We start from the raw sequence: 25575 nt of genomic DNA, 5'->3' as shown, positions 1-25575 counted from the left end.
GGCCGATGGCGCTGTTCAAACGCAAGGCTCCGACCCCCGCCAAGGCTGCGGCCGTTACCGGGCCCGTTGAAGCGAACGGCAAGAAGCCCATCGCCCTCGCCCTTCAGGGCGGCGGGGCCCACGGCGCCTTCCAGTGGGGCATTCTGGATCGGCTGCTGGAGGATGACCGGCTCGACATCCGCGCGGTGACCGCAGCCTCGGCCGGTGCGATGAACGGCGCCGCCCTGGTCTCCGGTCTGGCCAGGGGCGGCGCGCCGGAGGCTCGCAAAAGCCTCGACAAGCTGTGGCGCGAGACCAACCAGTCGGGCGGCCGCAACGTCTTCGGCGACAGCTCCATCTGGTCCTCGGCCATGACGCCCAACTGGCTGACCGAGACCCCGGCCTGGCGGTCGATGGAGACCCTGGCCGGCTCCATGAGCCCCTATCAGTTCAATCCCTTCAACCTGAACCCGCTGAAGCGGGTGCTGGACGCCACGATCGACTTCGAGGCGGTCCGGGCCTCGGACATCAAGCTGTTCGTCGCCGCCACCGCCGTCCGCCATGCCAAGTCCCGCGTCTTCACCACGGCCGAGATCACCGATCAGGTGCTGATGGCCTCGGCCTGCCTGCCGCATCTGTTCCAGGCGGTGGAGATCGAGGGCGAGCCCTATTGGGACGGCGGCTATCTGGCCAATCCGCCGCTGTGGCCGCTGTTCTACGCCGACACGCCCGACGACGTCCTTCTGATGACCCTCAATCCGTTCGAGCGGGAGGAGGCGCCGCGCGCCGCCGGGGAGATCATGGACCGGCTGAACGAAGTGGTCTTCAACGCCCCTCTGGCCGCCGAACTGCGCGCCGTGGCCTTCGTTCAGGAGCTGATCGAGGAAGGCCGGCTGAAGGAGGATGCGCGCGGCCGCTACCGCCACATCCTGATGCACGCCATCGAGGCCGACGGCTGGCTGGGCGACCAGTCGCTGGGCTCCAAGTTCAACACCGAATGGACCTACCTCAACGGCCTCAAGGCCAAGGGCCGTCTGGCGGCGGAGGAATGGCTCTCGACCTGTTTCGACCAGGTCGGCGTCCGCTCCAGCGTTGACCTTCAGGCCCGGTTCGCGTGAGCTGGACGCCATGTCCGACCAACCCAAACTCCTCTCCGGCGGCAATCCCCAGATCCCCAAGGGCTACGGCGATGAGCCCGTCCAGGCCTGGATCGACGCCACGCCCGGCTGGAAGCAGCCCCTCGCCCGGCGTCTGGACGCCCTGATCGTCGAGGTCGTGCCCGGCGTGGCCAAGGCGGTGAAGTGGAACTCGCCCTTCTACGGGACAGTCCCAGGCGAGTGGTTCGTCAGCCTCCACGGCTATGCGAAGTACGTGAAGGTCGCTTTCTTCCGCGGCGCGTCGCTGGAGCCGATGCCGCCGGGGACCTCCAAACAGGCCGAGGTCCGCTACCTGGACATCCGCGAAGACGGCTTCGACGAGGCGCAGTTCAAAGACTGGATCAAACAGGCCGCCGAGCTGCCGGGCCTCAGGATGTGAGTTGACGGTTGCGGCCAACGCGGCCCACACCGCCCCGCCTCCCCAAGGATAGCCGATGCCCGCCCCCTCGACTTCCAAGACGCCGCAAGCCAACGACTCCGTCCACATCCGCCTGTCGATGCGCCACGACGGCGGCGCCTTCTGGCAGACCAATGCGACCATCGCCTCGGTGGCGGGCCGCACCGTCGTGCTGGACGGCTTCGACCGTCAGGTCACGGCCTCGGTGACGGAGCTCAAACCCTTCGGTCCCGGCCGCTGGAGCCTGGACTGGGAGATCAAGACGCGACCGTAGGCGTCACTTCGAATAGATGACCCGGCACTCGCCATCGACAGTGGTGTAGCGGCCGTTGGCGGCGTCGACGAAGGCGATGCGGCCGTCGTCCCGCTCGACCTTGCCGGTCGACCGGCCGCTGAAGGTCTCGGTCCCATAGGTCCAGCAGGTGATGTCCGCCGGCTTGTCGCCGAAGGTCGCGGCGTTGCGCGCCCGTTTGCTGTCGGTGCAGGCGCCGAGCGTAGTCAGGGCGAAGGCGGCGAGGATCAGAAGGGCGGGCTTCATGGCGACTCCTTGGTCGCCGGAGACTAGCGGCTTCGCCGTCGCGCGGGATGCGACGATGCGCCCTACCCTATGTCCGGCTGCGGTTCGGATGGATCAAGGGCGCTTCGCATGCGAGGATCACGCATGGCCCACCAACCCGATCTCGTCGGCACGATATTCTTCGGTGTCTGCGCCGTGGCGCTAGTGTGTCTGACCCTCTGGCCACGTCTCTGGATAGCACTCTCGGCGAACAGGCGTCGGATGCGCGAGGAGTTTGGTCGGAAGAAGCGAGTCCTCCCTGTTATATCAGGGATAGGGGCAATGCTGGGCGCCTGTGCTTCCCTCTACTGCTACTTCTGGTCCTGAGACCTACCCCACGAACCCCGCCGCTCTCCGCAGCCGGTCGTTGATGGCCTCGCCCAGCCCCGTCAAGGGGATCGGGGCAATGGCGATGCCCGCCGGATGTTCCCGGTCGGCCTCGCGCAGCAGGCGGAAGACATTGGCGGCGGCCTCGCGCAGGTCGCCGGTCGGGCTCAGGCTCCAGCGGGCTTCCCCCACACCCGGCCCGAAGCCCAGCAGGATCTCGCCGGCCTTCGCCGCCTCCGCCTCGATCCGCACCGGGGCGTCGGGGGCGTAGTGCAGGGTCAGGCGGCCGGGGGAGCGATGCCCCTCCCCGCTGTCGGACAGCGGCCCGACCAGGGCCTCGATCTCCTCGCGGGTCACGGCGCCCGGGCGCAGCAGGGCGACCTTGCCGTCCAGTACCGAGACGACCGTGCTCTCCACCCCCACGGCGCAGGGCCCGCCGTCGACGGCGGCGGCGGCGAAGGCGCCGGTCTCCTCCACGGCGTCTGAGAAGGTCGTCGGGCTGGGCCGCCCGGAGCGATTGGCCGAGGGCGCCACGACCGCTCCGCCGAAGGCCGACAGGATGGCCCGCGCCCTGGCATGGCCGGGCGCCCGCACCGCGACGCTGTCCAGCCCCGCCCGCGCCAGATCGCAGACCGCACCGCGATCCCTGACCGGCGCCACGATCGTCAGCGGGCCCGGCCAGAAGGCCTCGGCCAGCTTGCGCGCGGCCTCGCCGAACACGGCGACGCTCTCGGCCGCCACGGCGTCGGGCACATGGGCGATCAGGGGGTTGAAGCGCGGCCGGCCCTTGGCCTCGAAGATGGCGGCGACGGCGGTGGCGTCGGACGCGTCGGCGGCCAGGCCATAGACGGTCTCGGTCGGCAGCAGGACCAGCCGGCCGGCCTTGAGCGCGGCCGCCGCGGTCTCGATGGAGTCGCTCAAACGGCCGCCATTCAGGCGACTCTGGCGGCCAGCGCCACGTCCACCCTCACCTGCCTGCCCATCAAAGCGTTCCACGGTCCCTGCATCCCGATGTCGAAGGCGGCCCTGTCCAGGACGAAGCCGCCGCTCATCTGCGCCGCGTCGCCCGTCACGCGCAAGTCCGCCGGGAACACGACCTCGCGCGTGCGGCCCTTGACCGTGACGTCGGCCCAGGCCTTGAAACCGCCGCGCGCGCTCTGCTCCAGACGGCTCAGGCGCAAACGGATCGTCGGCCAGCGGGCGGCATCGAGGAAGTCGGGACCGGTCGCGCGGGAGGTCAGGACGGGCTCCTTCATCCTCAGGGACGCGGCGCGGACGTCGATCGTGGCCTGGGCCGTTTCCAGCGCGGCGGGGTCGAAGCGGATGTCGCCGGTCCAGTCCTCGAACCGGCCGGTCTGGTTCAGGCCCACGGCGCGGATGCGCAGGGTGATCGACGACCGCGACGCATCGACGGTCCAGCGCCGAACCTGGGCCGCGGCCGGATGGGCGACCGGCAGGAAGGCCAGGGCCAGAAGAACCGCCCGTCGGCGCATCCTCAGACCTGACGTCAGCGCAGTGGGCTCGGCCATGGGGCACCCCGTCGGTTAGACGCCGCACACTGACCCAGACTGTCGGCGGAGCCAAGACGCCTCTTCTTGCGCCGACGTCTTGCGTGCCGTGACGGCATGGCGGCAAAAGGCCTGAAAGTCTGTGATCACCGGAAGCCCGCCATGCCCTATCGCGCCCCTGTCCGCGACCTCGCCTTCAGCCTGACCGCCGTCGCCGGCGTCGAACAGCTTGAGGCCACCGGAGCCTTTCCCGACTTCGACCTGGACCTGATGAACGCCGTGCTCGAGGCCGGCGGCAGCTTCTCCGAAGAGGTCCTCGCGCCCCTGAACCGGCCCGGCGACCTGAACGGCGCCAAATACGCCAACGGCGCCGTTACCGCCGCCCCGGGCTTCGCCGACGCCTATCAGCAGTTCGCGGCCGGCGGCTGGACCGGTCTGACGGCCTCCGTCGAGGCCGGCGGTCAGGCCCTGCCCAAGGCGCTGGAGCTGGCCGCCTATGAGACCGTCCATTCGGCCAACATGGCGTTCGGCCTGTGCCCCATGCTGTCGCTGGCGGCCATCGAGGCGCTGGAGGCCCACGGCACCGAGGAGCAGAAGACCGTCTACCTGCCCAGGCTCGTCAGCGGCGAGTGGACCGGGGCCATGGTCCTGACCGAGCCGGGCGCGGGTTCGGACCTCGGCGCCCTGACGGCGACCGCCACGCCGAACGGCGACGGGACCTATGCCCTGAACGGCCAGAAGATCTTCATCACCTGGGGCGACCACGACGCGACGCCCAACATCGTCCATATGGTGCTGGCCCGCCTGCCCGACGCCCCTCCCGGGCCCAAGGGCATCAGCCTGTTCCTGGCGTCCAAGTTCGAGGTCAAGGACGACGGCTCGCTGGGCGCCCGCAACGACTTCCGCCCGGTCGGGGTCGAGCACAAGCTGGGCATCCACGCCTCGCCCACCTGCGTCATGTCCTATGAGGGCGCGCGCGCCACTCTGGTGGGGCAGCCCAATCAGGGCCTGTCGCACATGTTCGTCATGATGAACGCCGCCCGCCTCGCCGTCGGCGTCGAGGGCGTCGGCATCGCCGAAATGGCCTATCAGCACGCCCTCGCCTATGCGCTGGAGCGCCGTCAGGGCCGCTCGATCTGGACCGGAGAGGCCAACGCCCCGATCTTCGACCACCCGGACGTGCGCCGCATGCTGTCGGTGATGAAGGCGAAAATCGAGGCCGCCCGCGCCATCTGCTTCTCGACCGGCGTCGCCGCTGACATGGCGAAGCACGCCGCCTCGGAAGACGCCCGCAAGGCGTGGAAGGGCCGCGAGGACCTGTTCACCCCCATCGCCAAGGCCTGGTCGACCGACGTCGGCTGCGACGTCGCCTCCATGGGCGTGCAGATCCACGGCGGCATGGGCTTCATCGAGGAGACAGGCGCGGCCCAGTACTATCGCGACGCCCGCATCACCCCGATCTACGAAGGCACCAACGGCATCCAGGCCATGGACCTCGTCGGCCGCAAGCTGTCGATGGACGGCGGCGAGGCGGCCAGGGCGGTCATCGCCGAGATGAAGACCACCCTGTCCGCTCTGGGCAAGCTCTACTCCGGCAAGCCGGTCGAACGCTTCAGGACCGCCATCGAGGCCGTCGAGGACGCCACCCTGTGGCTGCTGGACGCCAAGGCCGACGCCAATCGCGCCGCCGACGTTCTGGCCGCCGCCGACGCCTATCTGAAGCTGCTGGGCGACGTGGTCGGCGGCTGGATGCTGGCCAGGGGCGCGCTGGCCGCGAAGGCGAAGCTGGATGCGAACGAAGGCGACCCGGCCTGGCTGGAAGGCAAGCTCGGCCTCTACGAGGTCTATGCCGCCAACGTCCTCGGCCATGTCTCTAGCCGCCTCGCGGCGGTGGGTCAGGGCGGCGACCTGCTCAAGCGCATGTCGCGGGAAGCCCTCGGGGCTTGAGGCCTTGCCTCTCCCGGCAGGAGAGGGTCCAGCCTCACGGAGCCTTCGGCTTGTCCAGCAGGGCGATCGCGTCGCGGATGTACTGGGCCTGGACCACCACGCCCAGCTCCAGCCGTTCGGTCCCGACGATGACCTCCTGGCTCAGCATCCCGGCGATGAAGGGATGGTCCGGCTCGGTCGTGCCCGGGCGGCGGCGCGCCGTGGGCGTCCAGAAGATCGGCCCGCCCGAGTTGCCCGGGAAGACGGTGAAGTCCATCAGGAAGGTCGGGAAGGCCGAGACCGGCGCCAGCGGGTAGGAGGCGACGCGCCCGACGCGCAGGATCGGGAAGCCGGCCCGGTTCGACGACAGGCCGCGCGGGAAGCCCAGGGCCAGCAGCTCGTCGCCGGGTCCGACGTCCAGGGTCTCGAAGGCATCAGCGTCGGCCAGCCAGGCCAGGGGAATGGCGGCCTTGGCGAAGGCCTCGGGCGCCTCGACCTCCATGACGGCGACGTCGCGGCCCTCCAGCGTGGTCCACAGCGGTGTCCCGGCCTCGTTGCGGATCTCGAGCGGCTGAGGATCGAACTTCCAGCTGCCGTCGGGCATGGCGATGCGCCAGCCGACCCGCATGTCGGGATCGGGCATCTTCTCCAGCACGTGGCCGGCGGTGACCATGACGACGCGCGGCGTGCCGTCAGGCCGGGGGGCGTCGATCAGGAAGCCGGTGCCGACCGTGCGGGTCTCGGCGCCCGTGGGCTGGTCCAGTTGAACGGTGGCGTTGATCAGGCCGACGGTCAGGTCCCAGTGCCTTGCCTGTGCGGGAGCCGGCGCTTCGATCGCCGGCGGGGTCTGTAAGGCGAGCATTCAGGACGTTTCCGGTTTGACGGCGGGGTCGGCTGTCGCACAAGGTCGCGCCGACTCTGTGGGGACCCCATATCATGAACCGTCGCCAATTGATCACCTCCGGCGCGGCCGTTGGAATGACCGCCGCCCTGCCCGATCTCGCCTCTGCTGAAAGCCCTGCCCGCATGACTGACCGCCCTGTTCCGCCCGTCGCCAAGAAGGTCCCCGTGCGGATCGAACAGCTCGGCCGGGTCCGCACGGACGACTATCAGTGGATGAAGGACGACGCCTGGCAGCAGGTCCTGCGCGACCCCTCGATCATCAAGGCCGACGTCAAGGAACACCTGACCGAGGAGAACGCCTATCGCGAGGCCATGATGGCCCCGACCCTGCCCATGCAAGAGGCGATGTTCGAGGAGATGAAGGGCCGCATCAAGGAGGACGACAGCAGCGTCCCGATGGGCGACGGGGCGTGGGAGTACTACGTCGAGTACCGCACGGGAGAGCAGCACCCTCGCTACATGCGCAAGCCCCGCACCCTGCCCTACACCGTGGGCGAGGTGACCGTCACCAGCGAGGAGTCCCATCGCAGGATCGAGCTCCTCCTCGACGCCAACGTCCTGGCCGAGGGCAAGGCCTATTCCGAGGTCAGCGCCACCTCCAACAGCCCCGACCACAGCCTGTTTGCCTATGCCGAGGACGCCCAGGGCTCCGAGGTGTTCCGCATCTACGTCAAGGACCTGGCCACCGGCGAGGTCCTGCCGGCGGTGATCGAGAGCGCGACCGAGAACTTCACCTTCTCGCCCGACAGCCAGTGGATCTTCTGGACCAACCGCGACGACAACGGCCGCCCGGACAAGATCTTCCGCCGCCCGGCCCGAGGCGGCGAGACGACCCTCGTCTATGAAGAGGCCGACGACGGCATGTTCATCAGCGTCGGTGTGACCTCGGACGAGGCATTCATCGGCGTCTCCATCGCCAATCAGGAGACCTCGGAGTACCGCTACATCCCGGCCTCGGACCCGACCGCGACGCCTGTCGTGCTCGAGCCGCGCCACACCGGCCGCCTCTATGACGCCGACCACTGGGGCGACCGCTGGGCGATCCGCACCAATGAGGACGCCGTCGACTTCCGCATCGTCGAGGCCCCGACCGCGACGCCGGGCCTCGCCCACTGGACCGACATCGTGGCCTATGCGCCCGGTCGCTTCATCGAGGGCTTCGGCCTGTTCAAGGGCTATCTGGTGCGTCAGGAACGGGCCGAGGCCAACAGCCGCGTCATCGTCCGCGACCGCGCCGGCGACGAGCACGAGATCGCCGTCGACGAGCCCGCCTACGCCCTTTCGCTGGGCGGCTCGGCCGAGTTCGACACGACCACGATGCGCTATGCCTACAACTCGCCGTCCACGCCGAACCAGACCTTCGACTACGACATGGCGACGCGGACCAGGACCCTGCGCAAGACCCAGGAAGTCCCCTCGGGCCACGACCCGGCTGACTATGTGGTCGAGCGGTTGAACGCCCCGGCTCCCGACGGCCAGATGGTGCCGATCACGGTGCTGAGAAAGAAGACCACGCCCGTCGACGGCTCGGCGCCCCTGCTGCTGTACGGCTACGGCTCCTACGGCAACCCGATCCCGGCCAGCTTCTCGACCAACCGGCTGAGCCTGGTGGACCGGGGCTTCATCTACGCCATCGCCCACATCCGGGGCGGCTCGGACAAGGGCTGGAACTGGTTCCTGACGGCCCGCCGCCACACCAAGAAGAACACCTTCACCGACTTCATCGCCTGCGCCGAGCATCTGATCGCCGAGCGCTACACGACCGCCGGGAACATCGTCGCCGAGGGCCGGTCGGCGGGCGGGATGCTGATGGGGGCGGTCACCAACATGCGGCCCGACCTCTGGGCCGGGGTGATCGGCGGGGTGCCCTTCGTCGACGTGATCAACACCATGTCGGACACCTCCCTGCCCCTGACCCCGCCCGAGTGGCCCGAGTGGGGCAACCCGATCGAGAGCGCCGAGGATTACGACTATATGATGAGCTACAGCCCCTACGACAACGTGGGGCCCATGGCCTATCCGGCGGTGCTGGCGACGGGCGGCTTGTCGGACCCGCGCGTGACCTACTGGGAGCCCGAGAAGTGGGTGGCCAAGCTGCGGCCCGCCACGATCTCGGGCAAGCCCATCCTGCTCAAGATCAACATGACCGCGGGCCACTTCAGCTCCTCGGGCCGGTTCGACTACCTCAAGGAGATCACCCACGACTACGCCTTCGCCGTCTGGGCTGTGAACAAGGGCTGGGAACAGGCGTGAGCGAGGCCGGCGTACGGGTCCGCGACGCGGTCGACGCGGACCTCGGGGCCATCACGGCCATCTATGCCGAAGGGGTCCTGACCGGGACCGGAACCTTCGAACTGACCGCGCCGGAGGCGGCGGAGATGGCCGGGCGGCGGGCCACGATCCTGAGGCTGGGTCTGCCTTGGCTGGTGGCGGAGCTGGACGGCGTCGTGGTCGGATACGCCTACGCCGGGCCGTTCCGGACGCGCGCGGCCTATCGCTACACCGTCGAGGACTCGATCTATGTCCTGGCCTCGGCCCACGGACGCGGGGTCGGCAAGGCCCTGCTGCTGGAGCTCATCGCCCGCTGCGAAGCCCTGGGCCTGCGCCAGATGCTGGGCGTCATCGGCGACAGCGCCAATGCGGGCTCGATCCGGCTCCACGCCGCCTGCGGCTTCGCGCCCATGGGGGCGGTCGAGGGGGTAGGCTGGAAGTTCGACGACTGGCTGGACGTGGTCTTCATGCAGCGCCGACTGAACGGCGGCGAGGCCACGGCGCCGGACGCCCCGGGGATGCCGCTCGACTGACCTCTAGTGGGGGGCGATGTCGGCGGGCGGAGTCTTGAGCCAGGGCGCCAGCCGGAACCGGCGCGGGGCCTGTCCCACGGTCTTGAAGAAGATGAACTGCCGGGCGAAGGCCACGACGGCGCGGATGGTGGTCTCGTCGAAGGGCTTGGACACCGCGCCCAAGGCCCCGGCGAAGCCTTCCGGGATCTGCTCGGGGTTGGCGGTCAGGAAGACCACGGCGGTGCCGTACTCCTCGACCAGCCGATGGGCGATCTGGGGGCCCGTCATCCCGTCCAGCAGGTTGACGTCGACCAGGGCCAGGTCGGGCCGCTCGCGGTCGCCGATGGCGAAGGCTCCGGCGCGGTCCATGGCGCAGCCCACGACGTCGCAGCCGGCGTCCGCAAGCACCAGCTCCAGCTCCATCGCGAGGATGGCCTGGTCTTCTACGATCATGACCCGGAGGTCGGGTGTGTCTGCCACTTCAGCCCCAGTACGCACGCACGCGACAGACCCGTTAACACTACTCTGTCGGTTACCGAACAGTTGGAACGCGGACATGGCGAAAGGGTTCAAGCTGGGCTATTGAAAATGTCGAGTTTTCAACGCCCGGGGGGCGAATGACCGCGAACGCGGACGTCCAGATCGCCGAGCTGCGCCGCCGCCTGGCGGGCGGCTACCAGCTGCTGCAGGCCCTGGTGGGCATACGACTCAGGCGGGTGACTGACCCGGAGAGCCGGCGGCACCTGACCTGGCTCAGCGACGTGACGGCCGCCATGACCCTGATGAACCGCCGAATCGGGGACGCGGGGCCGGTCGACTTCGCGGCCTATCTGGACGACGCGGCGGGCTTCTGGCGGCGCTCGCTGGAGGACCGCGGCGTACGGATAGACGTCCGGGCGGCCGATGCGGCCGTGTCCGAGACCCAGGCCCTGCCGCTCGCCATCATCGTCCACGAGCTGGTCTCCAACGCGGCCCGGCACGCCTTCCCCGACGGCGCGCGGGGCTCGATCGCCATCGCCTGCTCCCAGGCCTCGGGCGGGGTCAGTCTGGTGGTGCGTGATTCGGGCGTGGGGGCCGCGAGCCTGACGGTCGGCGACGGCCTGGCCCTGGTCGAGGGGCTGGTCGAGCACCTGGGCGGGGTCATGGCCATCGAGACGGCGCCGGGCGCCGGGGTCGGGGTGCGCGTCCGCCTGCCGCTGACCGGCGAGGCCGTCCACTGAGACTGTAAGGAAGGGCCCTCAAAGGGGCCTAATGGGCGAGCCGGCCGCCAGACTAGCGACGCGGCGGCGCAGGCTCGCCCGCCGTCCCCCGACGGCGCATCAGGGATACCGCCTCCCCGCCCCGGCCGCATCGTGTCTTTGGTTATAGAGGCCGCCGGGACGGCGCGGACCTAACCAAGGTGCTACAGCCGACGGTCCTGCCTTATGTCATTGATATCCCGGGGGTCGGGCTGGCCTACCGGAGCAACCGCGTGCTGGTGATGACAGGACCCAGGGTCCGCTATGAAGGCCCCGACCGCCGCGGCGGCGAGGCGCGTGACGCCACGGTCCCGGGAAGCCAGGGTCTGGACGCTGAGGCCTGTCGCGAGCAGGCCCGGGTCTGCTTCGCCCAGGCCGTGGCCGCCGACAGCCCCGAGGAGCGCGAGCGGCTGCGCCTGCGCGGCGAGCAGTGGATGGCCCGGGCCAAGGACTGGCGTCCGCGCGGTGTCCGACCCAGAAAATAAGCGAATCAGCGCGTTACGAAGAACATCGGACTTCGAACGCGAGCTTCTGCCCGCCGATTCCGCCGCCGGAAAAAACGTCTGCGCGTGCAAGGCGCCGCCCGGAAAGCCTGTCTAACAGACGGCTCCGTCAGAACGGGTCGCAACGATTTGGGGAAACGGCGCCGGAGGGGCGGATGGCTGGGGAACTAGGACTCGAACCTAGAATGACGGTACCAAAAACCGGAGTGTTACCATTACACCATTCCCCAGCAGGTCCGGCGTTCCTGAGGGGCTGCCCCCTCGGGAGGCGGTCAGATACGCCAAGCCGTTCCGGGATGCAACAGGGGTTTTGAACTTGCTTCAAACTCCAGCATTGGCGGGCCTCTGACGCGACCCGGGACGCTGTCCACGGAGCGAATCTCCAGTGTCCACCGCGCCTTCCACGCGAGAGAACAGACAATTTTCGCTTCTGCGATTTGGCTGCTTGCGGCGGCGAAACCCCGTCGTTATAAGCCGCGCTTCAAAGTCGGAGTGTGGCTCAGTCTGGTAGAGCACTGCCTTCGGGAGGCAGGGGTCGGAGGTTCGAATCCTCTCACTCCGACCATTTGATTTCAGGGGTCCCGAGCCCCGGATACGATCGAAAGAGCGCCCCGCAAGGGGCGCTCTTTTCGTTTCAGCTACCGGCTTTGGACGCGACCTCCGTCAGGTGGGCGCCGACGGCCTCGATGGTGCGTTGGCCCAGCGCCTTGCGGTTGGCGAGAAGCTCGGGCGAGCCGGCGTCGTAGTCGGCCATGAGGCGCTTCACGAAGGAGCCGTCGCGCACATCGGACAGGACGCCGTCCATGGCCTTGAGCGAGGCCTCGCCGATGACGCGGGGGCCGGTCAGATAGGCGCCGTACTCGGCCGTATTGGAGATCTTGGCGAAGGCCCCGGCGATGCCGCGCTCATACATCAGGTCGGTGACCAGCTTGAGCTCATAGAAGCATTCGAACCAGGCGACCTCGGGCGGATAGCCGGCGTTGACCAGCTTCATGAAGGCGCCGTCGACCAGCTCGGCCACCCCGCCGCACAGGACGACCTGTTCGCCGAACAGGTCCGATTCGCATTCGGCGGCGAAGGTGGTCTCCAGAATGCCCTTGCGGCCGCAGCCCAGGGCCGCCGCGTAGGAGAGACCCAGGGCATGGGCGCCGCCGGTCGCGTCCTGATGCACGCCGAACAGGCAGAAGACGCCCTCCCCGGCTTCGTACAGATCGCGGATGCGCGGGCCGATGCCCTTGGGCGAATCGAGGATGACGTCGAGGTCGGGGCGCGGCGTGACCAGGCCGAAACGCACCGACAGGCCATGGGCGAAGATCAGGGCGGCGCCGGGCTTGAGGTTCGGCTCCAGCTCGTCGCGGTAGAGATCGCGGTGCGCCTCGTCCGAGACCATGACGGCGACGACCTCGGCGCCCGAGGCGGCCTCTCCCGCCGTGGCGACCCTGAAGCCGTCGGCGAGGGCCCTGGCCCGCGTCGCCGAACCGGTCTTCAGGCCGATGACGATGTCGGCGACGCCCGAGTCGCGCAGATTCAGGGCATGGGTCCGCCCCTGGCTGCCATAACCGATGACGGCGACGCGCTTGCCGCGGATGATGGACAGGTCGCAGTCGCGGTCGTGGAAGACGGGGAGCGGAGCGGGTAGAGATTGGGTCATGACCGGTCTTCTATCGCCTTCCGACGTGATCGCCTTCTGGAAAGAGGCGGGACCCAAGCTCTGGTACGCCAAGGATGACGCCTTCGACCACCAGTGCCGGACGACATTGGCCGACGGTCATTGGGCAGCGGCGCGGCGGGCGCTGGACGGCTGGATGGAGACGGCCGAGGGGGCGCTGGGGCTGATGATCCTGCTGGACCAGTATCCCCGGAACAGCTTCCGCGAGACCGGGCACGCCTTCGCGACCGACGGGCTGGCGCTGATGTTCGCCAGGGCGGCGGTGGCGCGCGGCTATCTGGACGCGGTCGATCCGCAGATGCGGCAGTTCTTCCTGACGCCCTATGAGCATTCCGAGCGGCTGGCCGATCATGATGAGCTGCGGGTTTTGCTCGACAAGGGATTGGGCGCGGAAATCCCGGACGTGGACTGGTTCGCCGTCATCCATCGCGACATCATCGTGAGGTTCGGGCGGTTTCCGCACCGGAACAGGGCGCTCGGCCGGGAGACGACGGCGGAGGAGCAGGCGTTCCTGGATAGGGGCGGGTTCGCGGGGTAGCCGTCCCGGCCTTCGCCGGGATGACAAGGCTCACGGCCCCGGGCCAAGCTCGGCCAGCTGCTCATCGATATCCGCGACGCCGATGCCGTGTTCGAGGCGACGGGACCGAAGCAAAAGCAAGGCCTTGCGGTGGATATCTTTGAGCGCTTCTGAGGTGAGTATGGCCGATGTGGGGGCCGCCGGATCGGCGCCGGGCGCTGGCTCCGGCGGTGTCGCGCGCTCGGGCGTGGTGGCAGGATCGGGATCGGTTTTGCACTCGGAAAAAACAGGGTGCAAAAGGTGCAAGGCCTCACAGGCGTCCTGAGGTTCCGACTCCACTGAACGGGAATCGTTCAGGCTTTCCGGCATATCGACACGGGTCAGGCGTAGGGGTTCGCGCTCCGGCTCGGGTTCTGGCTCGGGCGGCGGCGGGAAGTCGGGGAGCTCCGACATGACCTCGCCCTGGGCGCGCAGGGCCAGTTTGTCGAACAGCCGCATCCAGGACGCCGCCTCGGCGGCGCGGCGCGAGCCGATGGCGCGACGGATGTTGAGGAAGACCTGATCGGCCAGGTCGGCGAAGCCGACGTCGTCGTCGGGATGATACTCGCCGTCCTCGGGCTCGACGTCGCAATCCAGCCGGTCGATGCGCCGCCACTTCTCCACCCGCGCCCTGAGGCGGAAGGAGCGCAACGACATGCCGTAGCGTCGGCAGATGTCGATGGCCCGCATGCCGGACAGATATTCGCGCCGGGCCAGGTCCCAGACATTTCCCTGATCAGCCGCGTCGGTTTCGGGGTTGTAGCGCCAGTGTTCCATTCGCAGATCATAGAACGCCGGTTCGTCAGAAGCGGACGTGGGTATCGTTGTTGTGGGCAAACGAATCGGCGGGGTGCGGACGAGGCGAATCAACGGCATCCTCCCCCCATGACCGTCGCCCTCGCCCATGCCGATCTGCAGATCGAAGCCGCCGCTCCGGACCATCCCGAGCGTCAGTATCTGAACCTGCTGCGCGACATCCTGGAGAACGGGGTCGAGCGCGGGGATCGGACGGGGACCGGAACCCTGGGCGTGTTCGGGCGGCAGATCCGCTTTGATCTGTCCAGGGGCTTCCCCCTGCTGACAACCAAGAAGCTGCATCTGAAGTCGATCATCGTCGAGCTGCTGTGGTTCCTGCGCGGCGAGACCAATGTGCGCTGGCTGCAGGAGAACGGCTGTTCGATCTGGAACGAATGGGCCGACGCCGAGGGCGAGCTGGGGCCGGTGTACGGCAAGCAATGGCGGTCGTGGGCGGCGCCGAATGGCGAGAGCATCGACCAGATCCAGCGCCTGATCGAGGGGCTGAAGACCAATCCGAACGGGCGCCGCCACATCGTCTCGGCCTGGAACCCCGCCGACATCGAGGACATGGCCCTGCCGCCCTGTCACTGCCTGTTCCAGTTCTTCGTCGCTGACGGCAAGCTGAGCTGCCAGCTGTACCAGCGCTCGGCCGACGTCTTTTTGGGCGTGCCGTTCAACATCGCGTCGTACGCCCTGCTGACCATGATGATGGCGAATGTGGTCGGGCTGGAGCCCGGCGAGTTCGTGCATACGTTCGGCGACGCCCATCTGTACCTGAACCACGTCGAACAGGCGAAGCTGCAGCTGACGCGCGAGCCCCTGCCCCTGCCGACGATGACGATCACGCCGAAGCGCGACCTGTTCGCCTATGAGCTGGCCGACTTCGCCCTGACCGACTACGCGCCCTGGCCGCATATCAAGGCGGCCGTCGCGGTCTGAACCGCCTTTCTCCTCGCCTCGGAAACAACCCATGCTGATCCGCGTCCTGGCCGCCGGCCTGCTCCTGTCCGTCGCACCGATGACGGCGGCCATGGCCCAGACGGCGCCCGTAGCGGCCGCGCCGGCAGCGATCGCCGCGACGCATCTGATGGTTCCCTCTCCGGACGGCCGGACCATCGACATGAGCGTCTGGACGGCGCCGCAGGAGCGGGGCGTGGTGGTGTTCAGCCACGGCTGGGGCGGGGCGCCGGCCAGCTATGGACGCGTCTTCTCGGCCTGGGCCGACCACGGCTTCACGGTGATCGCGCCCCTGCATCTGGATTCGCAGCAGCATCCCCAGCACACCGACGACAGCCGGATGGCCTTCATGACGCGGGTCATGGACGTGGCGGTGGCGCGCGGCGTGGCTGGGAAGGATCATGACGGCAAACCGCTGATCGCGGCGGGCTATTCCTTCGGCTCCCTGATCGCGATGATGGAGGGCGGCGCCGTGACGGTCATGCCGCCGATCGGTGATCCGCATGTGAAGGGGGTTATCGCCTTCTCGACGCCCGGCGACACCCCGGGTCTGGTCCAGCCGAACACCTATGACGCCCTGAGCAAGCCGCTGATGGTCGTCACCGGCGACAAGGATGTGGTCCCGGACTTCGTCGCGGACCCGACCGATCATCGCCATCCGTTCGAGCGCAGCCCGGCGGGGGACAAGACCCTGATCACCTTCGCGGGCGCCGACCACGCCATGATCCGCACCATCGACGAGGCCGATCTGGCCCTGTTGGTCGAGGCGACGGAGGACTTCCTCGACGCCTATGCGCTGGACGATGCGGCGGCGAAGGCGCGGCTCAACGCCCTGCCCGCACCGGATGGCGTGACCATCGAGCGGCGCTGATGGATCTCAAGGGCCTGTCCGACGACGTCGTCCGCATCTCGGACATCTATGCGCGCGAGCACGATATCGATCGCGACAAGGCGGCGTCGGGCGACTGGGCCCTGCTCAAGCTGCAGGAGGAGCTGGGCGAGCTGACGGCCGAGCATCTGCGGATGAGCGGTCGGGCGCGCGGCGAGGCGGATACGCAGGCCCTGCACGACGAGGCGGCGGACGTCCTGGGCATGCTGCTGATCTATTGCGACCGGGTCGGGATCGATCTGGAGGCGGCGATGCGGCGCAAATGGCTGCGCTGGCTGGAGCCGAAAGCCTGAGCCAGAAACCCTGAGGTCCGCCTCGGGGAACACCCGATAGCTCCACCGTGAGAACAGCGCATTCTGGGGTCGCTCGTGTCAGGCGGGCGGTACCTCTGGAAGGGCGCCATGGTGAAGCAATTCTCGGCCGAGCTGTTCGGCACGATGGTGCTGGTGCTGTTCGGCTGTGGCGCGGCCGTGCTGGGCCCGGCGCCCTTCGACCAGCTGGCGGTGGCCCTGGCGTTCGGCTTCGCCATCGTGGCCATGGCCTATGGCATCGGGCCGATCTCGGGCTGCCACGTCAATCCGGCGGTGTCGCTGGGCGTGTTCATCGCCGGGCGGATGACCGGCAAGGAGATGCTGGTCTACTGGATCGCCCAGTTCTTCGGCGCCCTGCTGGGGGCCTTCCTGCTGTCGCTGATCGCCAAGACGGGGACCGCCAGCCTGGGTCAGAACGGCTGGGGCGTGGGCGTTCAGGGCGGCTATCCGCTACAGGCCGCGCTGATCTTCGAGATCGTGGCGACGGCCATCTTCGTGGTGGTCATCCTGGGCGTCACCGGACCGAAGGGCGAGGCGCCGTTCGCCGGGATCGCCATCGGCATCACCCTGGCGGTGATCCATATCGTGGGCATTCAGGTGACGGGGGTCTCGGTCAATCCGGCGCGCAGCTTCGGGCCGGCGGTGCTGGTCGGGGGGCAGGCGCTCAGCCAGCTGTGGCTGTTCATCGTCGCGCCGCTGGTCGGCGCCGCGATCGCGGGACTGCTGTTTCGCTTGCGGGTGCTGGACCCGGACGCCTAAGCAAAGGTCTTGAAGGGTGCGCCGGACGGCGCGCCCGCAGACCGGAGGCGCCCATGCTGATCCCCGACATCGCCCTCGTCGTCGCGCGGGGGCGCAACGGCGTCATCGGCCGCGACGGCGACCTGCCGTGGAAGCTGCGCTCGGACCTGCAGTCGTTCAAGGCGATCACCATGGGCAAGCCCTGCATCATGGGGCGCACGACCTGGGAGAGCCTGCCGCTGAAGCCCCTGCCCGGCCGGCTGAACCTGGTGCTGACCCGCGACCTCTCCTACGAGGAGATGGGCAAGGCCCGCGGCGCCGTGGTCTGCGCCAGCCTGGACGAGGCCATCGACATCGCGCGCGAGACGGCGGTCGACGACGGCGTGGCGGAGGTCTGCGTCATCGGCGGCACGGCCATCTTCGAGGCCACCCTGCCCAAGGCGAAGCGGCTCTACATCACCGAGGTCGAGGCCGAGCCGGAGGGGGACGCCCATTTCCCCGCCTTCGACGAGAGCGGCTGGCGCGAGATTTCCAATGAACGGCATGAGGCGGGAGAGAAGGACGATCACGCCTTCGCCTTCCGCGTGCTGGAACGGCTCTGAGGGAGAAAGAGATCATGCTGGTCACCACCACCAACGACCTGCCGGGCTACCGCATCGTGCGCCACATCGGCATGACGCGCGGCATCACCGTGCGGTCGAGGAACGCCATCAGCGACTGGGTCGGCGGCATGCAGTCGATCTTCGGCGGCAAGGTCGGGGTCTATGTGAAGCTGGCCGAGATGGCGCGGCAGGAGGCCTATGACGAGCTGGTCGAGCACGCCCGGCAGCAGGGCGCCAACGCCATCATCGCCATGCGCTACGACGCCAATGAGATCATGGACGGGATCACCGAGGTTCTGGCTTACGGCACGGCGGTGGTGGTGGAGCCCGTTTAAGTGGGCCTACCGCGCGTTCGCGCTACTTGAGGCCGGGTTTGTCCGGCATCCCGTCTGTTCCGCACAGCCGGTCCCAGAAGCGGAAATACAGGCCGTAGTTGGTCTTCATATGGGTGTGGTGGCGACTGTGGTGGGTGGCGGTGATGAGCTGGGCGCCGGGTCCTGAGCGGACCCATCGGTCGGGCCAGAGCTCACGACCGGCGTGGTTCATCACGGCGGCGGCGGTCATGACCGTGAGCAGCAGCGCCAGCATCCAGACGTTCAGCGGGATCAGGAAGGTCAGGGCCGGCAGGAGCCAGGCGGTCAGGGCGGCCTCGACCGGATCGAAGGCGAAGCTGGCGAAGGGGCTAGGCTCACGCGAGCGGTGATGGGCGGCGTGGGCCCAGCGGAAGACCTCGCGCCGGTGCAACAGTCGGTGGGTCCAGTAGTAGTGCGCATCCTGCACGACCAGCAGCAGGACGAAGCTGACCGGCAGCCACCAGAGCGGCCAGGAGCCCGGATCGAGGTAGAGCTTCGTCCCACCCGCCTTCCAGGCCTCCAGCGCGATCGCGGCCGGGAGGGCGTAGATGGGGGTGGAAATGAGGGAGAAGCGGATCTCGTGCGCGATCAGGGCACGGGAGGGTGCGGCGCGGTTGAGGGCGGTTCCGGGGCCCGCGCCCCTGCCCCACAGCGCGAACCAGACGCCGCCGGCGATCAGCAGATAGCGCAGCCCGATGATCAGGCTGAGCCAGGCTGTGGTGATCAGAACGGCGAGGAGCATGGCGTCAGCCTACGCGATCCTCCCCCATCGGGGGAGGTGGCTCTGAGCCCTTGCGAGGAGACGGAGGGGGCTCAATGCAAACGGAGCGTCCGGGTCAGCCCCCTCCACCACCCGCCAAGCGGCGGGCGGTCCCCCTCCCCCGTTGGGGGAGGATCAGTACAGAACCCCTAGCGCCTGGCGTTCGAAGTTCTGGAGTTCGTCGGTGCGGCCGTCGCGGATCTTGTCGACCCAGTGGGGGTCGGCCAGGAGGGCGCGGCCGACGGCGACGAGGTCGAACTCGTCGCGTTCCAGCCGTTCGATCAGGCCATCCAGCGAGGCGGGCCTGGAGCCCTCGCCGCCGAAGGCCGCGATGAACTCGCCGTCCAGGCCGACGGAGCCGACGGTGATGGTGGGCTTGCCCATCAGCTTCTTCGTCCAGCCGGCGAAGTTGAGGTCCGAACCCTCGAACTCGGGCTCCCAGAAGCGACGCTGCGAGCAGTGGAAGACGTCGACGCCGGCGTCCGACAGGGGCGTCAGCCACTCGGTCAGGCCCTCGGGCGTCTCGGCGATGCGGGCGGTGTAGTCCTGCTGCTTCCACTGCGACAGGCGCAGGATCAGGGCCATGTCCTCGCCGATGCCCTCGCGCACGGCCTTGACCACCTCGGCGCCGAAGCGGGCGCGGTCGGCGATGGTGGAGCCACCCCAGCGGTCCTCGCGGCCGTTCAGACCGCCCCAGAAGAACTGGTCGATCAGATAGCCGTGGGCGCCGTGGATCTCGACGGCGTCGAAGCCGATCTCCTTCGCCGCGCGGGCCGAGGCGCCGAAGGCGGCGATGACATCGGCGACGTCCTCGTCGGTCATCGGCTCGTACTTCTGCTTGCCGGGGGCGACGAGGCCCGAGGGGCTGTCGACCTTGCCCAGCGGCTCCCACTCGGCGCCCTGGCCGCGGGCCGAGCCGACATGCCAGATCTGGGGCGCGATCAGGCCGCCGGCGGCGTGGACGTCATCGACGACCTTCTTCCATTCCGGCAGGGCCTCGCCGTGGAAGACGGGGACGCGGGCGTCGTTGCGGGCGGCGGGACGTTCGACGACCGTGCCCTCGGTGACGATCAGGCCGACGCCGCCCTCGGCGCGACGACGGTAGTAGGCGGCGACGTCAGAGGTCGGGATGCCGTTCGGCGAGAACGACCGGGTCATGGGCGCCATGACGATGCGGTTCGGCAGTTTCAGGGACTTGACCTGGAAAGGCCGGAACAGGGCGTCGACGCTCATGGAGGCTCCTTGGAGTGTGGAACCGGCATGGTGGCGATTAGGGTTGCGTTTGAAAACCCGTCTGGAGGAAAAATCTCGCGAAAGCCTTCAGGGAACGTGATCTTCGCCGAGGATGAGATCAGGGCCGTTTCCCTCCGCAAGGGCGAGCATCAAGATGTTGAAGACGCATTGGGTCGCGTCGTTATAGGTGACGCCGGTCGCGGGCGACGAGATGGCGCGGGTCTCGTCATCGGGCTTCAGGATAGAGCCCGGCTCGGCGCGGCAATGACGCTCGACCGCCGTGGTATAGACGGACAGGGGCCGGGTGCGATCGTAGCGCGGCAGGTCGGCCAGAAGGCCCTGATCGCCGAGCCACTGCCGTTGTTGCTCGATCATCGTGGCCCGCGCCGCGACGAGGTCGGGCCGTTGAGCGAACCGCTGGCGATACAGGGCCTCGTCTTCCGGATTGGCGAAGACCATCGAGACGCCATCGAGGCCCCGGCGATTGGCCAGACACCCGACCTGTTCGTCGCTGAGATCGGCCTCCTGAAGAGGGATCACCACCTCGTCGAGGATGAAGTCGTCGGCGAGGGTGAAGGGCTGGGGCGCGACGTGGCAATGGCGCAGATCGGCGCGTATCTCCTTGGCGTACCGCTCGCCGCCGCCCTTGACGATGACGTCCTGCATGGGAGGGGCGGCCTGCTGGAACAGCAGGGCGGTGACGGCCAGGACGATCATGGGAGGCGTGCTTTCATCCGCACATGGATACCGTTCGCCGAGCCCAGCGTCATCTTCGCATAGGGAACCGGCGTGCGATCCGGAACGGGTTCAAGCGCGAAGCGCCGCACGGCCATGGCCAGCATCAGCACGCCTTCCTGGAGGGCGAAGGCGGCGCCGGGGCAGACGCGGGCGCCCATGCTGAAGGGCAGGAAGGCGGATTTGGCGGAGGCGCGGCCTTCCTCGGTGGCGAAGCGGCAGGGGCGGAACTCGTCGGGCGCCGTCCACAGGGCGGCGTTGCGGTGGAGCAGCCAGGGGGCGATGAAAACCACGCTGTCGGGCTGGACCTCGCGCTTGCCGAGGCATTCGGGGCGGGTGGTGTCGCGGGCGACGAAGGCCACGGGCGGATAGAGCCGCATGGCCTCGCGGAAGACGTCGCGGGTGAAGTCGAGGCGGCGCAGATGGGCGAACTCCAGCGGGCCATCGCCGGCGGCGTCCAGCACCTCGCGCCGGACCCGCTCCTGATCCTCGGGGCTGTTGGCCAGCAGATAGAGGGCCCAGGCCATGGCGGCGGCCGAGGTCTCGTGGCCCGCCAGGAAGATCATGCAGATCTGGTCCAGCAGCTCGCGCGGGCAGAAGCAGCCGCCCGCCTGCCCGGCCCCGCTGGCCAACAGGGTCCCGAGGATGTCGTTCTGGGCGGGGGCGCCGGCGCAGTGGGCGACGAGACGGCGCTTCAGCGGCGCCTCCATGACCCGGCGGATGCGCCAGGCGGCGAACATGGCGGGAAGCGTGCCCGGGAAGACCAGGGTCGGCAGGCCGCTGAGCCGGACCATGCCGTGGGCGTAGGCCAGGGTCTGGAAGGTCTTGAAGGCGGCGAAGGCGCGGCGGCCTGACCGGGGCTCGATCGGCTCGGAGAAGATGGTGCGGAAGATCACATCGGCCGCGAAATGGGTCATGGCGTCACAGACGGGCACGACCGGGTCGCGGGCCCGGCGGGCCTCGAGGTCGATCAGGGCGGCGTCGGCCGCCTGACGCATGCGCTCGAAGCTTTCCTTGATGCGCGCCTGCTCCAGGGCCGGGTCGATCAGGTCGCGCTGGCGGCGCCAGACCGCGCCGTTGGTGGTGAAGATGCTGTCGCCGGTCAGGCTGCGCAGCATCCGGCCCATCATGACGCTCTTGGGGAAGTCGTTGGGGCGGGCGACCAGCATCTCGCGCACCTGGGCCGGATCGCGGACGGTGTAGAGCCAGCGGCGTTTCAGGCTTGGGAAGGTCGGGATGGAGAAGCGGCTGACGGCGAGGCCGTCGTAGCTGCGGCCTGGAACAGGGCGAGGCTGGAGCGAACGCTGGCGCGGATACGGGCGATCAGGCCGGGCTTCTCGGACAGGGCGGCGGGCTTGGGCGGGATGAAATGGCTCACCGGGCGCCCGCTCTGGAGAAAGCGTCGGGACCGAAGGCCAGCCGGGTCCAGTCATAGACGGCGGGGTCGTCGCAGGCCCGCATATACTGGAAATGGTAGGCCATGGGGTCGGCCTTGAGGGCGCGGAAGGCCTCGGGCGACAGGGCCTTGTGGAAACGGGGCGAGCGGCGTTCGACCCGGGCCTCGTCGTACGGCGAATGCCTGAGCGGCGACCAGGCGCCGCCCGCTCCGGGATCGGCGGCGGCGGTGATGTCGAGCCAGCGGATCTGGCGAGCCTCGGCCAGGGCGGCGAGCGCGGCGGCGTAGACGGGGGTCGGGCCGACCATGGAATAGCCGGGCATGCAGTGGCCCAGGGTGATCAGTGCGACACCCGGACCGACCCGGCCGAGCGTGGGATCGCGTTGCAAGGCGCGGCCGGTCAAGTCGGCGGCGTGGATGGAGCCTGAGCTGTGACCGATTATCAGGATTTCGTCCCAATCGCCTGATTTCGCTTCATGAAGCAGGCGATCGGCGAAGGCGTCGATACGGGCGTCGAGGCTGGGGATCGCGCCTTGCGACAGCTCCACCATGTGCAGATGACCGCGGCCGAGCCAGCAGAGGTTCACCTTCGCATCCAGCCGCCGCCAGAGGTCCGGCAGGAGGAGGACGAGGCCCGGAGCCGCCAGACCGAGCCAGGGCGGCAGGCCGAAGGCGGCGGCGACGGCTGCCAGACCGAAGCCGACGGCGACGATGACGATCAGCCCGGCCAGCAGGAAGGCTGCGACCACGACCGGCAGGGCGAGGGCGCCGATGGCCATGGTGCGCGAGGCGCCGACCAGCGCCTCCATCGCACCGGTGCGGAGATAGGCGGAGACCCAGCGCATGAGGCCCCTCGCCTGCCCGGTCAGGGTCCGGTCCCAGCGCGAGCGGACCAGATCGTCCCAGCGCAGGGCGACGAAGGTGTTGGCGACCTGCCCCTCGGGCCAGACGGCCTCGACGGACCAGGCGCTGGCGTTGGACTGGCGCCGGCGCGGACCGACGGTCAGGGTGCGGTCGGGGCGAGCGCTTTCGCGGACGGCGTCCTCGCGCTGGAGAGCATGGACGATGCCCGGGCCGCGCGGATCGAAGCCGTGGACATAGAGGATCAGGCGACGCGAGACGCGGTTGCGCGACGGGCCTTCGCCACGCGCCATTCCGTCGTCGATCGACGCCGCCTCCATGAACGAGCCCCCCCGGGCGCGGGAGGTCTGTCGCTCACCGCAGGGGCGAGACTAGCGTTCCGTGAACGATGTGCAACAGCGACGCCGGCCGCCGTCAGGGCGCGTCAGAGACCAAGGGCGGCGCTGACGGCGGCGGCGAAGGCGGCGAAGCGGGTGGCGATGTCGCCTTGCGGCTCGGCTACCACCACGGGGGTTCCGGCGTCCCCGCCCTGACGGACGGCGGCGGTCAGGGGAAGGTCGCCCAGATACGGGACCTCGAGACGCGCGGCCTCGGCCTCGGCGCCGCCCTTGCCGAAGATGTCGCCGGTCATGTTCTCGATCAGGCCCAGGGTCGGGACATTGACCTTCCGGAACAGGGCGTGGGCGCGGCGGGCGTCGGCGAGGGCCACCTCCTGCGGGGTGGAGACGATGACGGCGCCGTCGAGCGGGGTCTTCTGGATCAGGGTCAGCTGGACGTCGCCGGTGCCGGGCGGAAGATCGACGACGAGGACGTCGAGCGGTTTGTCCTCGGTTCCCCAACGGGTCTGGGTCAGCATCTGGGTCAGGGCCTGGGAGGCCATGGGGCCGCGCCACACCATGGCGTCGGCGGCGCCGGTCAGCAGGCCGACCGACATGGCCTTCAGGCCGTGGGCTTCGTGCGGAACGATGGCGCCGTCCTCATAGCCGGGCTTGCCCGACAGGCCGAGCATGGTCGGCAGGGAGGGACCGTAGACGTCGGCGTCGAGGACGCCCACCGACAAACCGCGCGCGGACAGGGCGGCGGCGAGGTTGACCGCGACGGTCGACTTGCCGACCCCGCCCTTGCCGCTGGCCACGGCCAGGACGCGGCGGACGTGGGCGGGGCGATCGGTCGGGACCGGGGCCTTGGCCCGGGTCTGGTCGATGGCGGCCGAGGACAGGCCGGCGGTGCGGCGGGGCTCCTGCGCCGGGGCGGCCTCGGCGGTCAGGATGACGGAGACGCGGGTCATGCCCGGCATGGCCCGGAGCGCCGCCTCGGCCGCGTCGCGCACGGGGGCGTAGAGGGCGGCGTCGGCGACGGCGACCTCCATGGCGAAACCGGCGCGGTCGTCGGCGACGGTCAGCCCCTTGGCCAGGCCCGAGGCGACCAGCCCCTGCCCCGACTTCGGGTCGGGGATGGCGTCGAGGACGGCGATTACGGAAGCACGATCGATCAAAGGCTTGTTCTCAAGCTTGCAGGCGAAGACGGCTGCTTCTATCGCCGGAAGGCCCCCGCTGCGAGCCTTCCTTTGTCCCGACCCCTGATAACCCTGATCGCCGGACCGACCGCCTCGGGCAAGTCGAAGCTGGCGCTCAGGCTGGCGGCCGAGAGCGGGGCCATGATCCTGAACGCCGACAGCCAGCAGCTCTATGCCGATCTGCGCGTGCTGAGCGCCCGGCCCTCGGTCGAGGAGGAGGCGCAGGCCGAGCATCGGCTGTACGGCGTCGCGGACGCCGCCGACGCCTGGTCGGTGGGGCGCTGGACCCGGGCCATCCTGCCGCTGCTGGCCGAGCTGCGGGCCGAGGGGCGTCCTGCCCTGATCGTCGGCGGCACGGGCCTGTATTTCACGTCCCTGACCAAGGGGTTGGCCGATATTCCTGAGATCCCGCTTGCGGCGCGCGAGGAGGCCGGGGCGCTTTATGACACCGAGGGCGAGGACGCTTTCAGGCTGAGGCTGACGGCCTTCGATCCGCCCGCCGCGGCGGCCATCGCGCCGGGAGACCGGCAGAGGCTGACGCGGGCCTGGGCGGTGGCGCGGGCGACGGATCGCTCGCTGTCGGACTGGCAGGCCTCGACGAAGCCGCTGCTGGAGCCCCGCACCTATGAGCGGATCGTGGTCGAGCCGGAGCGGGCGGCGCTGTACGCCAACTGCGACGCCCGGGTGGCGGTCATGGTCGAACAGGGAGCGCTGGACGAGGTGAAGGCCCTGTCGGCGCGCGGCCTCGATCCGGTCCTGCCGGCGATGAAGGCGGTGGGGGTCAGGGAGTTCGCCAGCCATCTGGCCGGAGAGGTATCGCTGGACACGGCCATCGATCAGGTGCGGCAGGCGACGCGCAACTACGCCAAGCGCCAGCTGACCTGGTTCCGGAACCAGACCCCGGACTGGCCGCGCGCCTGACGC

At 69.2% G+C, this 25575-nt stretch carries 30 protein-coding genes and 2 tRNA genes; 17 read left to right on the top strand and 15 right to left on the bottom strand.

The genetic code is table 11. The features are described from left to right. Positions 1 to 5: 5 nt before the first annotated feature. Genes ACW172_RS17575 through ACW172_RS17565 form a run of 3 tightly spaced genes read left to right on the top strand, consistent with a single transcriptional unit; the run spans position 6 to position 1807 of the window. Positions 6 to 1097 carry a patatin-like phospholipase family protein gene (locus ACW172_RS17575; RefSeq protein WP_492032716.1) on the top strand — a complete coding sequence of 364 codons (1092 nt, stop codon included), beginning with the start codon at positions 6 to 8 and terminating at the stop codon, positions 1095 to 1097. Positions 1098 to 1107: 10 nt separating this feature from the next. Then, the gene (locus ACW172_RS17570; RefSeq protein WP_492032715.1) at positions 1108 to 1515 is read left to right on the top strand and encodes a DUF1801 domain-containing protein; all 408 of its coding nucleotides are present in this window, start codon (positions 1108 to 1110) and stop codon (positions 1513 to 1515) included. A 55-nt stretch (positions 1516 to 1570) separates the two neighbouring features. Next, positions 1571 to 1807, top strand: a complete 237-nt coding sequence (locus ACW172_RS17565; protein ID WP_492032714.1) for a hypothetical protein — start codon at positions 1571 to 1573, stop codon at positions 1805 to 1807. 3 nt (positions 1808 to 1810) lie between these two features. Here ACW172_RS17565 and ACW172_RS17560 read toward each other — a convergent pair whose 3' ends face one another. The 3 genes from ACW172_RS17560 to ACW172_RS17550 all read right to left on the bottom strand — a co-directional run bounded on the left by ACW172_RS17560 (position 1811) and on the right by ACW172_RS17550 (position 3945). Continuing rightward, a complete protein-coding gene (locus ACW172_RS17560; RefSeq protein WP_492032713.1) occupies positions 1811 to 2071 on the bottom strand; it encodes a hypothetical protein in 261 nt (86 codons plus the stop codon). A gap of 348 nt (positions 2072 to 2419) precedes the next feature. Continuing rightward, positions 2420 to 3337: an L-threonylcarbamoyladenylate synthase gene (locus tag ACW172_RS17555; RefSeq protein WP_492032712.1), complete on the bottom strand. Its 918-nt coding sequence runs from the start codon at positions 3335 to 3337 to the stop codon at positions 2420 to 2422. Between the two features lie 11 nt (positions 3338 to 3348). Then, positions 3349 to 3945 (bottom strand): YceI family protein, encoded by a 597-nt coding sequence (locus tag ACW172_RS17550; RefSeq protein WP_492032711.1) that lies wholly within the window; start codon positions 3943 to 3945, stop codon positions 3349 to 3351. 141 nt (positions 3946 to 4086) lie between these two features. Between ACW172_RS17550 and ACW172_RS17545 the strand changes: the two genes are divergently transcribed. Beyond that, entirely contained in the window at positions 4087 to 5871 is a 1785-nt protein-coding gene (locus tag ACW172_RS17545; protein ID WP_492032710.1) for an acyl-CoA dehydrogenase, read from the top strand. A 34-nt stretch (positions 5872 to 5905) separates the two neighbouring features. On the opposite strand, the gene ACW172_RS17540 is transcribed toward ACW172_RS17545, so the two are convergent. Beyond that, the gene (locus tag ACW172_RS17540) at positions 5906 to 6712 is read right to left on the bottom strand and encodes a trypsin-like serine peptidase (protein WP_492032709.1); all 807 of its coding nucleotides are present in this window, start codon (positions 6710 to 6712) and stop codon (positions 5906 to 5908) included. Positions 6713 to 6786: 74 nt separating this feature from the next. Here ACW172_RS17540 and ACW172_RS17535 point away from each other — a divergent pair, with 74 nt between their 5' ends. Both ACW172_RS17535 and ACW172_RS17530 read left to right on the top strand, forming a co-directional pair. Then, positions 6787 to 9006, top strand: coding sequence for a S9 family peptidase (locus ACW172_RS17535; RefSeq protein ID WP_492032708.1), 2220 nt, complete (start codon positions 6787 to 6789; stop codon positions 9004 to 9006). Beyond that, positions 9003 to 9557 (top strand): GNAT family N-acetyltransferase, encoded by a 555-nt coding sequence (locus ACW172_RS17530; RefSeq protein ID WP_492032707.1) that lies wholly within the window; start codon positions 9003 to 9005, stop codon positions 9555 to 9557. Before ACW172_RS17535 ends, ACW172_RS17530 begins: the two co-directional genes overlap by 4 nt. A gap of 3 nt (positions 9558 to 9560) precedes the next feature. On the opposite strand, the gene ACW172_RS17525 is transcribed toward ACW172_RS17530, so the two are convergent. Beyond that, positions 9561 to 9989 carry a response regulator gene (locus tag ACW172_RS17525; protein ID WP_492032706.1) on the bottom strand — a complete coding sequence of 143 codons (429 nt, stop codon included), beginning with the start codon at positions 9987 to 9989 and terminating at the stop codon, positions 9561 to 9563. Positions 9990 to 10153: 164 nt separating this feature from the next. Between ACW172_RS17525 and ACW172_RS17520 the strand changes: the two genes are divergently transcribed. Then, positions 10154 to 10756, top strand: coding sequence for a sensor histidine kinase (locus ACW172_RS17520; protein ID WP_492032705.1), 603 nt, complete (start codon positions 10154 to 10156; stop codon positions 10754 to 10756). Positions 10757 to 11007: 251 nt separating this feature from the next. Beyond that, positions 11008 to 11259: a hypothetical protein gene (locus tag ACW172_RS17515; RefSeq protein WP_492032704.1), complete on the top strand. Its 252-nt coding sequence runs from the start codon at positions 11008 to 11010 to the stop codon at positions 11257 to 11259. 174 nt (positions 11260 to 11433) lie between these two features. Here the strand turns inward: ACW172_RS17515 and ACW172_RS17510 are convergent. After that, a tRNA-Gln gene (locus ACW172_RS17510) sits at positions 11434 to 11507 on the bottom strand. Positions 11508 to 11765: 258 nt separating this feature from the next. Here ACW172_RS17510 and ACW172_RS17505 point away from each other — a divergent pair. After that, a tRNA-Pro gene (locus ACW172_RS17505) sits at positions 11766 to 11842 on the top strand. Between the two features lie 69 nt (positions 11843 to 11911). On the opposite strand, the gene ilvC is transcribed toward ACW172_RS17505, so the two are convergent. After that, a complete protein-coding gene (gene ilvC / locus ACW172_RS17500; protein ID WP_492032703.1) occupies positions 11912 to 12928 on the bottom strand; it encodes a ketol-acid reductoisomerase in 1017 nt (338 codons plus the stop codon). Here ilvC and ACW172_RS17495 point away from each other — a divergent pair. Next, a complete protein-coding gene (locus ACW172_RS17495; protein ID WP_492032702.1) occupies positions 12927 to 13484 on the top strand; it encodes a DUF924 family protein in 558 nt (185 codons plus the stop codon). The genes ilvC and ACW172_RS17495 overlap by 2 nt on opposite strands. Positions 13485 to 13514: 30 nt before the next feature. Here ACW172_RS17495 and ACW172_RS17490 read toward each other — a convergent pair whose 3' ends face one another. Next, complete coding sequence (locus tag ACW172_RS17490; RefSeq protein WP_492032701.1) at positions 13515 to 14372, bottom strand: hypothetical protein; 858 nt, start codon at positions 14370 to 14372, stop codon at positions 13515 to 13517. Positions 14373 to 14387: 15 nt separating this feature from the next. Here ACW172_RS17490 and ACW172_RS17485 point away from each other — a divergent pair, with 15 nt between their 5' ends. From ACW172_RS17485 to ACW172_RS17460, 6 genes are all read left to right on the top strand, one after another. Further along, complete coding sequence (locus tag ACW172_RS17485; protein WP_492032700.1) at positions 14388 to 15239, top strand: thymidylate synthase; 852 nt, start codon at positions 14388 to 14390, stop codon at positions 15237 to 15239. 31 nt (positions 15240 to 15270) lie between these two features. Then, entirely contained in the window at positions 15271 to 16128 is an 858-nt protein-coding gene (locus ACW172_RS17480) for an alpha/beta hydrolase family protein (RefSeq protein ID WP_492032699.1), read from the top strand. Then, complete coding sequence (locus ACW172_RS17475) at positions 16128 to 16439, top strand: phosphoribosyl-ATP pyrophosphohydrolase (RefSeq protein WP_492032698.1); 312 nt, start codon at positions 16128 to 16130, stop codon at positions 16437 to 16439. Before ACW172_RS17480 ends, ACW172_RS17475 begins: the two co-directional genes overlap by 1 nt. Before the next feature lie 108 nt (positions 16440 to 16547). Continuing rightward, positions 16548 to 17216, top strand: coding sequence for an aquaporin (locus tag ACW172_RS17470; protein WP_492032697.1), 669 nt, complete (start codon positions 16548 to 16550; stop codon positions 17214 to 17216). 53 nt (positions 17217 to 17269) lie between these two features. Then, a complete protein-coding gene (locus ACW172_RS17465; RefSeq protein ID WP_492032696.1) occupies positions 17270 to 17797 on the top strand; it encodes a dihydrofolate reductase in 528 nt (175 codons plus the stop codon). 14 nt (positions 17798 to 17811) lie between these two features. Then, a complete protein-coding gene (locus tag ACW172_RS17460) occupies positions 17812 to 18132 on the top strand; it encodes a YbjQ family protein (protein ID WP_492032695.1) in 321 nt (106 codons plus the stop codon). A gap of 22 nt (positions 18133 to 18154) precedes the next feature. On the opposite strand, the gene ACW172_RS17455 is transcribed toward ACW172_RS17460, so the two are convergent. The 7 genes from ACW172_RS17455 to ACW172_RS17425 all read right to left on the bottom strand — a co-directional run bounded on the left by ACW172_RS17455 (position 18155) and on the right by ACW172_RS17425 (position 24630). Beyond that, positions 18155 to 18892, bottom strand: coding sequence for a sterol desaturase family protein (locus tag ACW172_RS17455; protein ID WP_492032694.1), 738 nt, complete (start codon positions 18890 to 18892; stop codon positions 18155 to 18157). A 153-nt stretch (positions 18893 to 19045) separates the two neighbouring features. Beyond that, positions 19046 to 20143, bottom strand: coding sequence for an NADH:flavin oxidoreductase (locus tag ACW172_RS17450; protein WP_492032693.1), 1098 nt, complete (start codon positions 20141 to 20143; stop codon positions 19046 to 19048). Positions 20144 to 20230: 87 nt separating this feature from the next. Beyond that, positions 20231 to 20860 (bottom strand): hypothetical protein, encoded by a 630-nt coding sequence (locus ACW172_RS17445; protein WP_492032692.1) that lies wholly within the window; start codon positions 20858 to 20860, stop codon positions 20231 to 20233. Continuing rightward, positions 20857 to 22047 carry a cytochrome P450 gene (locus ACW172_RS17440; RefSeq protein ID WP_492032691.1) on the bottom strand — a complete coding sequence of 397 codons (1191 nt, stop codon included), beginning with the start codon at positions 22045 to 22047 and terminating at the stop codon, positions 20857 to 20859. The genes ACW172_RS17445 and ACW172_RS17440 overlap by 4 nt, the downstream gene beginning before the upstream one ends. 47 nt (positions 22048 to 22094) lie before the next feature. Then, on the bottom strand, positions 22095 to 22256 hold the full coding sequence (locus ACW172_RS17435; RefSeq protein WP_492032690.1) for a hypothetical protein: 162 nt from the start codon (positions 22254 to 22256) through the stop codon (positions 22095 to 22097). Further along, positions 22253 to 23455: a hypothetical protein gene (locus ACW172_RS17430; protein ID WP_492032689.1), complete on the bottom strand. Its 1203-nt coding sequence runs from the start codon at positions 23453 to 23455 to the stop codon at positions 22253 to 22255. Before ACW172_RS17430 ends, ACW172_RS17435 begins: the two co-directional genes overlap by 4 nt. A 104-nt stretch (positions 23456 to 23559) precedes the next feature. Further along, a complete protein-coding gene (locus ACW172_RS17425) occupies positions 23560 to 24630 on the bottom strand; it encodes an Mrp/NBP35 family ATP-binding protein (protein WP_492032688.1) in 1071 nt (356 codons plus the stop codon). A gap of 72 nt (positions 24631 to 24702) precedes the next feature. Between ACW172_RS17425 and miaA the strand changes: the two genes are divergently transcribed. Then, positions 24703 to 25572: a tRNA (adenosine(37)-N6)-dimethylallyltransferase MiaA gene (gene miaA, locus ACW172_RS17420; protein ID WP_492032687.1), complete on the top strand. Its 870-nt coding sequence runs from the start codon at positions 24703 to 24705 to the stop codon at positions 25570 to 25572. The last annotated feature ends 3 nt before the right edge of the window (positions 25573 to 25575 follow it).

This window comes from Brevundimonas sp. ALps5 (genome assembly GCF_058681645.1).
Note: the sequence above shows the minus strand (reverse complement) of the source record. Positions and strands in the feature narration are given on the sequence as shown.